Annotated in this window: 9 protein-coding genes; 2 read left to right on the top strand and 7 right to left on the bottom strand. The window is 71.4% G+C overall.

From position 1 onward, the window contains the following. Positions 1 to 127: 127 nt before the first annotated feature. The 7 genes from truB to rimP all read right to left on the bottom strand — a co-directional run bounded on the left by truB (position 128) and on the right by rimP (position 7,176). Positions 128 to 1,036, bottom strand: coding sequence for a tRNA pseudouridine(55) synthase TruB (gene truB / locus ACIPUC_RS32985; RefSeq protein ID WP_446594056.1), 909 nt, complete (start codon positions 1,034 to 1,036; stop codon positions 128 to 130). Further along, positions 1,033 to 1,485: a 30S ribosome-binding factor RbfA gene (gene rbfA / locus ACIPUC_RS32980; protein WP_446594055.1), complete on the bottom strand. Its 453-nt coding sequence runs from the start codon at positions 1,483 to 1,485 to the stop codon at positions 1,033 to 1,035. Before rbfA ends, truB begins: the two co-directional genes overlap by 4 nt. Before the next feature lie 28 nt (positions 1,486 to 1,513). After that, the gene (locus tag ACIPUC_RS32975; RefSeq protein ID WP_030651158.1) at positions 1,514 to 1,807 is read right to left on the bottom strand and encodes a DUF503 domain-containing protein; all 294 of its coding nucleotides are present in this window, start codon (positions 1,805 to 1,807) and stop codon (positions 1,514 to 1,516) included. A gap of 160 nt (positions 1,808 to 1,967) precedes the next feature. Then, a complete protein-coding gene (infB, locus tag ACIPUC_RS32970; protein ID WP_446594054.1) occupies positions 1,968 to 5,078 on the bottom strand; it encodes a translation initiation factor IF-2 in 3,111 nt (1,036 codons plus the stop codon). A gap of 151 nt (positions 5,079 to 5,229) precedes the next feature. Beyond that, positions 5,230 to 5,517, bottom strand: coding sequence for a YlxR family protein (locus ACIPUC_RS32965; RefSeq protein ID WP_446594053.1), 288 nt, complete (start codon positions 5,515 to 5,517; stop codon positions 5,230 to 5,232). Positions 5,518 to 5,665: 148 nt separating this feature from the next. Continuing rightward, positions 5,666 to 6,676, bottom strand: coding sequence for a transcription termination factor NusA (gene nusA / locus ACIPUC_RS32960; protein ID WP_446594052.1), 1,011 nt, complete (start codon positions 6,674 to 6,676; stop codon positions 5,666 to 5,668). A gap of 2 nt (positions 6,677 to 6,678) precedes the next feature. Continuing rightward, complete coding sequence (gene rimP / locus ACIPUC_RS32955) at positions 6,679 to 7,176, bottom strand: ribosome maturation factor RimP (protein ID WP_446594051.1); 498 nt, start codon at positions 7,174 to 7,176, stop codon at positions 6,679 to 6,681. 155 nt (positions 7,177 to 7,331) lie between these two features. On the opposite strand from rimP, the gene ACIPUC_RS32950 reads away from it, so the two are divergent. Together ACIPUC_RS32950 and ACIPUC_RS32945 are read left to right on the top strand one after the other, a co-directional pair. Further along, entirely contained in the window at positions 7,332 to 7,883 is a 552-nt protein-coding gene (locus ACIPUC_RS32950) for a hypothetical protein (RefSeq protein WP_446594050.1), read from the top strand. Next, the gene (locus tag ACIPUC_RS32945; protein ID WP_446594049.1) at positions 7,880 to 8,320 is read left to right on the top strand and encodes a ferritin-like domain-containing protein; all 441 of its coding nucleotides are present in this window, start codon (positions 7,880 to 7,882) and stop codon (positions 8,318 to 8,320) included. Before ACIPUC_RS32950 ends, ACIPUC_RS32945 begins: the two co-directional genes overlap by 4 nt. Positions 8,321 to 8,364 lie beyond the last annotated feature (44 nt).

The following is an 8,364-nucleotide window of genomic DNA, read 5'->3' as shown; positions in this document are numbered from 1 at the left end:
GCGGGTGGGTGGGGTTATTTTGGGGGGCGGGGGTGTTTGCTACACCCCGGGGGGGGGTGGGGGGGGGGGGGGGGGGGGTTTGGGGGCGCCCCCCCCCCCACGTCGACAAAACCGGATCAAGGATGAGTCAGGCGAAGACCGCGAGGGACTTGGCCTTGCCGCCCTTGTTCTCCACGAGTCCGAGCAGCGTTGCGTCGGGCCCGAAGACCGCCACGGTCCGGCCGGGCTCGTACGCGTCCGGCATCTCGATCCGCACGCCGTTGGCGAGCAGCGAGGCGCGCCGGGCGTCCAGGTCCCAGCGCGGGAAGGCCGCGGCCGCCGCCTCGCCGATCGGCATGACGGTCAGCTCCTCCTGGAGCTGGTCCAGCGTGCGCGCCCGGTCGATCTTGTACGGGCCCACCCGGGTGCGCCGCAGCGCGGTCAGGTGTCCGCCCACGCCCAGGCCGGCGCCCAGGTCACGGGCCAGCGCCCGGATGTACGTACCGCTGGAGCAGACGACGGAGACGACGAGGTCGACGACCTTGGTGCCGTCCTCGGCCTCCGCCTCGCGCATGTCGTACACCTGGAACGAGGAGACGGTCACCGGCCGGGCCGGGATCTCGAAGTCCTCGCCGTCCCGCGCACGCTTGTAGGAGCGCACGCCCTTGATCTTGATGGCGCTGACCTTGGACGGGACCTGCATGATCTCGCCGGTCAGCCGGGCGATGCCCGCGTCCACGCCCTGCCGGGTGACCCCGGTGGCGTCCGTGGAGGAGGTGATCTCGCCTTCGGCGTCGTCCGTCAGGGTGTTCTGGCCCAGGCGGATCGTGCCGAGGTACTCCTTCTCCGTGAGCGCGAGGTGGCCGAGGAGCTTGGTGGCCTTCTCGACGCCCAGGACCAGCACGCCCGTCGCCATCGGGTCGAGCGTGCCGGCGTGGCCCACGCGGCGGGTCCTGGCGATCCCGCGCATCTTGGCGACCACGTCGTGCGAAGTGAAGCCGGACGGCTTGTCGACGATGACAAGGCCGTCCGGAGTCTTCCCTGCGTTGGTGCTCATTCCGCGGCTGCGTCCTCGTCGTCGTCATCGCCCGGCTTCTTGTACGGGTCGGCCTCGCCGGCGTACTGCGCACCGGAGGAGACCTCGCGCACCTGGGCGTCGGAGGAGCGTGCCTTGTCGAGGAGGTCCTCGATGGTCTTGGCGTTCTCCGGGAGGGCGTCCGCCACGAAGGTCAGGGTGGGCGTGAACTTGGTGCCCGCCGCCCGGCCGACCGCGGAGCGCAGGACGCCCTTGGCGCTCTCCAGGCCCGCTGCCGCACTGGCCCGGTCCTCGTCGTCTCCGTACACCGTGTAGAAGACCGTGGCCTCCCGCAGGTCGCCGGTGACCCGGGTGTCCGTGATGGTCACGTGCGTACCGAGGCGGGGGTCCTTGACGCCGCGCAGCAGCTTCTCGGCCACCACCTCCCGGATGAGGTCCGCCAGCTTCTTCGCCCGCGCATTGTCGGCCACTGGTCCGTCTCCTTCTTATGTCTTGCTATCAGTCTTCATCACCGTGGAGGCGCCGTCGTACGGACAGCAGCTCCACTTCCGGACGCGCCGCGACCAGCCGCTCACAGCGGTCCAGTACGTCCGAGAGGAACCCCGCGTCCCCACTCACCAGGGCGACCCCTATACGGGCCCTGCGGTGCAGGTCCTGGTCGCCCACTTCAGCCGCGCTCACGGAGAACTTCCGCTGGAGCTCGGCGACGATGGGCCGTACGACGGAGCGTTTCTCCTTCAGCGAGTGGACGTCGCCGAGGAGCAGATCGAAGGACAGAGTCCCCACGTACATGCAGTTCCGGATATCCCGCCGGTGCGGGTTCGGTGGCCTGCCGGCCGTCGCTCGGCAGGGTCACCAGAACCGTACACGCAACAGCCGGGGCCGATCGACGGATATTCCGTCGACCGGCCCCGGTGTGCAGAGTTACGACACGGTGCGAACCGCCTCGCGCTTACGCGCGGGGCTTCTCGCGCATCTCGTACGTCGCGATGACGTCGTCGATCTTGATGTCGTTGAAGGAACCGAGGTTGATACCGCCCTCGAAGCCTTCGCGGATCTCGGTGACGTCGTCCTTGAAGCGGCGCAGACCGGAGATGGTGAGGTTCTCGGCGATGACCTTGCCATCGCGGATGAGACGCGCCTTGGTGTTGCGCTTGACCTCGCCGGACCGGATGAGGACACCGGCGATGTTGCCCAGTTTGGACGAGCGGAAGATCTCGCGGACCTCCGCCGTACCGAGCTCGACCTCTTCGTACTCCGGCTTGAGGAGACCCTTCAGGGCCGCCTCGATCTCCTCGATGGCCTGGTAGATCACCGAGTAGTAGCGAACGTCGACGCCCTCGCGGTCCGCCATCTGCGCGGCACGGCCGGCCGCACGGACGTTGTAACCGATGACGATGGCGTCGGAGCCCATCGCCAGCGAGATGTCGGACTCGGTGACCGCACCCACACCGCGGTGCAGGACGCGGATGTCGACCTCTTCACCGACGTCGAGCTGGAGCAGCGAGGACTCGAGAGCCTCGACCGCACCGGACGCGTCGCCCTTGATGATGAGGTTGAGCTCCTGGACGAGACCGGCCTTGAGGACCGAGTCGAGGTCTTCCAGGGACACCCGGCGGACGCGCTTGGCGAAGTTGGCGTTGCGCTCACGCGCAGCACGCTTCTCGGCGATCTGACGGGCCGTGCGGTCCTCGTCGACGACGAGGAAGTTGTCGCCGGCGCCGGGGACGTTGGTGAGACCCAGGACCAGGACGGGGGTCGACGGACCCGCTTCCTCGACGTTGTTGCCCTTGTCGTCGAGCATGGCGCGCACGCGGCCGTAGGCATCGCCCACGACCATCGTGTCGCCGACGCGGAGGGTACCGCGCTGGACGAGGACGGTGGCAACGGCACCGCGGCCGCGGTCGAGGTGGGACTCGATCGCAATACCCTGAGCGTCCTGCTCGGGGTTGGCGCGCAGGTCGAGCGAGGCGTCGGCGGTGAGGACGACGGCCTCGAGCAGGGAGTCGATGTGCAGACCCTGCTTGGCGGAGATGTCGACGAACATCGTGTCGCCGCCGTACTCCTCGGCGACCAGACCGAACTCGGTGAGCTGACCGCGCACCTTGACCGGGTCGGCACCCTCGACGTCGATCTTGTTGACCGCGACGACGATCGGGACGCCGGCGGCCTTGGCGTGGTTGAGCGCCTCGATCGTCTGCGGCATGACGCCGTCGTTGGCCGCGACCACGAGGATCGCGATGTCGGTCGACTTGGCACCACGGGCACGCATGGCGGTGAACGCCTCGTGACCCGGGGTGTCGATGAAGGTGATGCGACGCTCTTCGTCGTTCACCTCGGTGGAGACCTGGTACGCACCGATGTGCTGCGTGATGCCGCCGGCCTCGCCCGCAACGACGTTCGTCTTGCGGATGGCGTCGAGCAGTCGGGTCTTACCGTGGTCGACGTGACCCATGACGGTCACGACCGGCGGACGCGGCATGAGGTATTCCTCGCCGCCCTCGTCCTCGCCGAACTCGATGTCGAAGCCCTCGAGGAGCTCGCGGTCCTCTTCCTCCGGGCTGACGATCTGGACGACGTAGTTCATCTCGCCGGCCAGCATCTCGAGCGTCTCGTCGGAGACGGACTGCGTGGCAGTGACCATCTCGCCGAGGTTCATCATCACGGCGACGAGCGACGCCGGGTTGGCGTTGATCTTCTCCGCGAAGTCGGTGAGGGAGGCACCGCGCGACAGGCGAACGGTCTCGCCCTGGCCGCGAGGCAGCATCACGCCGCCGACGGACGGGGCCTGCATGGCCTCGTACTCCTGGCGCCTCTGACGCTTGGACTTGCGACCACGACGGGCCGGACCACCGGGACGGCCGAAGGCGCCCTGCGTGCCACCACGGGCACCGGGACCACCGGGACGACCACCGAAGCCGGGACGACCGCCGCCACCGGCACCGGCCGGACCGCCGCCGAAGCCGCCGCCACCGGGACGGGGACCGCCGAAGCCGCCACCGCCGCCGGGACGCGAGCCCGGACCGGCCGGACGGCCGGCGAAGCCGCCGCCCGCGGGACGACCGGCGCCACCGGGACGCGGACCGCCCGCACCGGGACCACGGCCACCGGGGCCGCCACCGGGACGGGGACCGGGACCACCGGCAGCGGGACGCTGCGGCATCATGCCCGGGTTCGGACGGTTACCGCCGGGAGCACCACCCGGACGCGGGGCGCCGCCCTGCGGGCGGGGCATGCCGCCGGGGGTGGGGCGACCAGCGCCCTGGCCCTGCGGACGCGGAGCGCCGCCGGGACCGCCCTGCGGGCGGGGAGCACCCTGACCGCCGCCGGCGCCGGGGGCACCGGGACGCGGAGCGCCGGCCGGACGGGGCGCCTGCGGGCGCGCCATGCCGGTCGAGCCACCGGAGGTGAAGGGGTTGTTGCCCGGACGGGGACCCGCCGGACGGGCGCCCTGCGGACGCGGGGCCTGGCCACCGGGCCGCGGGGCCTGGGCACCGGGAGCGGTGCCGGCCGGACGCGGGGCGCCGGGACGGGCGCCGGCCTGGCCACCCTGGGCGGCCGGACGCTGCTGCGCCGGACGGGGACCGGGGGCGGCGGCGGGACGCTCGGTGCGCGCCGGGGCGGCCGGAGCCGCCGGAGGCGCGGAGAACTCGGTCGCCACGGGAGCCGCCGGAGCGGGCTTCGGGGCGGCCGGAGCCTTCGGGCCGGGACGCGGGCCGGATGCGGCCGGAGTCACCGGGGCGCTGACAGCCGGAGCCTCTGCGACGGCCGGCTTGGGGGCCGGTGCGCCGGGCTTCGGGGCAGCAGGACGTGCCGCAGCGGCCGGGGAGGGCGCTGCGGGCTTGGCGGGCGCGGCCTTGCGGGGCGCGCCGGGCTTTGCAGCGGTCTTGCCGGCGTTGCCGCCGGGCCCCTGCAGTGCGTCAGTCAACTTGCGTACAACCGGCGCCTCGATCGTCGAGGACGCCGAACGGACGAATTCACCGAGTTCTTGGAGCTTGGCCATGACGACCTTGCTCTCCACCCCGAACTCCTTGGCGAGTTCGTATACCCGGACCTTAGCCACTTCGCTCCTTTTAGGTCCGGGTTACGCCGGACCGTCGCTACTTCATGGGCGTACTCATCGCGTACTCATCGAGTGCTCATCGCAATCTCGACCTACTTCCAACTCGCGAGGTACCTGACCGCACGGGGTATCCGTGCCGTACTACTTCTTCTTACGGTGTCGCCTCGGCCTCGACGGCCAGGGCGTTGCGCAGTTCCGTCGTGTCGAGCGCTCCGGCGGACCGAAGGGCCCGGGGGAACGCCCGGCGGCGGACCGCCTGGTCGAGGCAGACCACGGCAGGGTGCACATATGCACCCCGGCCGGGCAGCGTACCGCGTGGATCGGGGACGCATTCGCCCTCGATCGCCACGATGCGCAGCAGATCGCTCTTGGCCGCTCGCTCCCGACACCCCACACAGGTGCGTTCGGGGCATGCGCGGGCTTGCGTCCGGCCAGACACGCCTAAGTCTACCTCCCCGCACCGACCCTCCCCCGACAAGTTCCGGGCGAAAATCGAACGGCTGTTGTGTTGTGGTGATCCACCGGCCGGTGTAACGGCCTTCGCGTGGTCCCTGTCTACCGCCCGGCAACCCCGGGCGGTACCGGTTTTATTCCCCGCCGCCGTCCGCGTCGGCGCCCGGGGGCACCTCGGTGTCGGGGCGGATGTCGATGCGCCAGCCGGTGAGCCGCGCGGCGAGGCGGGCGTTCTGGCCCTCCTTGCCGATGGCCAGCGACAGCTGGTAGTCGGGCACCGTCACCCGCGCGGAGCGGGTGTCCCAGTCCACGACCTCGACCTTGCTCACCCGGGCGGGTGACAGCGCGTTCGCGACCATCTCCGCCGGGTCGTCCGACCAGTCGACGATGTCGATCTTCTCGCCGTGCAGCTCGGCCATGACGTTGCGCACACGGCTGCCCATCGGGCCGATGCAGGCGCCCTTCGGGTTGAGGCCCGAGCGGGTGGACCGGACGGCGATCTTGGTGCGGTGACCGGCCTCACGTGCGATCGCCGAGATCTCGACGCTGCCGTCGGCGATCTCCGGGACCTCGAGCGAGAAAAGCTTCTTCACCAGGTTGGGGTGGGTGCGCGAGAGGGTCACGGACGGACCGCGGACGCCCTTCGCCACGCGCACGACGTACGCCTTCAGGCGCAGTCCGTGCGTGTACTCCTCACCGGGGACCTGCTCCTGCACCGGCAGGATGGCCTCCAGCTTGCCGATGTCGACGAGGACGTTCTTCGGGTCCTTGCCCTGCTGGACCACGCCGGTGATGACGTCGCCCTCCCGGCCGGCGAACTCGCCGAAGGTCAGGTCGTCCTCGGCGTCGCGCAGACGCTGCAGGATCACCTGCTTGGCGGTCGTCGCGGCGATGCGCCCGAAGTCCGACGGGGTGTCGTCGAACTCCTTGGGCTCCTGGCCCTCTTCGAGGTCCCTCGGGTCTTCCGTCGCCCACACGACCACGTGACCGTTGGTGCGGTCCAGCTCGACGCGTGCGCGGCGGAAGCTCCCCTCGGTCCGGTGGTACGCGATGAGGAGGGCCGACTCGATCGCCTCGACGAGCAGGTCGAAGGAGATCTCCTTCTCCCGGACCAGACCCCGCAGGGCACTCATGTCGATGTCCACGGCTACGCCTCCTCTTCCTTCTTGTCCTTGCGGCTGAACTCGATCTCGACACGCGCCTTGGCGATGTCGCTGAAAGCAATGCGGCGGGCGGTCGCCTTGCGGCCCTTCACGCCCGGGACCTCGAGGTCCATTCCCTCGTCGTCGACGCCGAGGATGCGGGCGATCAGTTCCCCGCCCTCCGCCAACTGGAACTTCACGAGACGGCCGGTCGCCCGTACGTAGTGGCGGTGCTCGCTGAGCGGGCGGTCCGCGCCGGGGGAGCTGACTTCCAGGACGTACTCGTCCTCGCCCATCACGTCGGATTCGTCGAGCTGGTCGGAGACCTCACGGCTCAGCTCGGCACACGCGTCCAGCTCCACACCCTCATCGGAATCCACGATGATCCGCAGCATCCGGCGCTTGCCCGCCTTGGACAGCTCGATCTCCTCGAGGTCCAGGCCCTTGGCGGCGACGAGCGGCTCCAGCAGTCCGCGCAGCCTGTCGCTCTGGGTGGTGCTCATCCGGGTGACTCCTCGGCCGCGTGTGCTGTTGTGGTTTCCGTCGTGTCAGGTCAAAGGGTATCCGGTCGCGGAGGGTGTTGCCGTCCGCCCTGTGGACGGGGCCCCGGGTTACCGTGATCACACCCTGCCCCGCCATCACCCCCGAGGACGTCGCCGTGCCCTGGACTCTGCCATCGAGGCCCTCGCGCAGGAGCCTGCTCACCGGTGCCGCCGGAGCGGCCGGCGCCGCGCTGCTCACGGGGTGCTCCGACACCGGTTCGACCGGCATGGACATCGGGATTCCACTCGAACGGCGGATGCGGGAAGCGGCCGTTCGTGAGAGTACCCGGCTGCTGGAACGTTACGACGCCACCGCCGCCGCCCATCCGGCGCTGGCGGCCCGGCTCGCACCGCTGCGCGCAGCCGTCGCCGCGCACGCGGCGGCCCTGGCCCTCACCCCTTCGGACGCCGGGTCCCCGTCCGCTTCCGCCTCCCCGTCCGGCGGTACGGGGGCGGCGGCCGCTCCCGCGCCGAGCGCGGAGCCGGTGCCGCCGAAGCCCGCCGACGCCCTGACCGCCCTCGCGGACGCCGAGCGCGGCCTGTCGGAGGCCCGCACCATCGACCTGGCCGGGGCGCCGGGCGAGCTGGCCCGGATGCTGGCCTCGGTGGCCGCCTGCGGCGCCGTCCACGCGTACCTGCTCACCCCGACCCCCGGAGCCGCGCAGTGAAGCCCGAACCCTCCCCCGCCGGCCGGGCCCTGGAGGCCGCACAGGCCGCACTCGCCGCCGAGCACGCGGCCGCGTACGGCTACGGGGTGATCGGCGCCCGGACCGCCGGGGCCCGCGCGACGGAAGCCCGCGAGGCGTACGGCGGCCACCTCGCGCGGCGGGACTCGCTGGCCCGGACCGTGCGGGAGCTGGGCGGCGCGCCCCGGCCCGCGGAGGCGGCGTACGCCCTGCCGTTCGAGGTGCGCACCCCCGCCGACGCGGAGCGGCTGGCCGCCGAGATCGAGGACCGCGTTGCGGGCGCGTACTCCGATCTGGTGCGGGCGGCGGAGGGCCCGCTGCGCCGTGAGGCGGCCGACGCGCTGAGCGCCGCGGCCGTGCGCGCGGCACGCTGGCGCGGTGTCGGCGTAGCCTTCCCTGGGCTCACCGAAAAGCGCTGAAGTGGCGAAACGGGCCCGGCACAGCTGAAAGGGACCACGCACGC

This window comes from Streptomyces sp. LARHCF249 (assembly GCF_052871255.1).
This window is presented reverse-complemented; position numbering and strand designations above follow the sequence as displayed.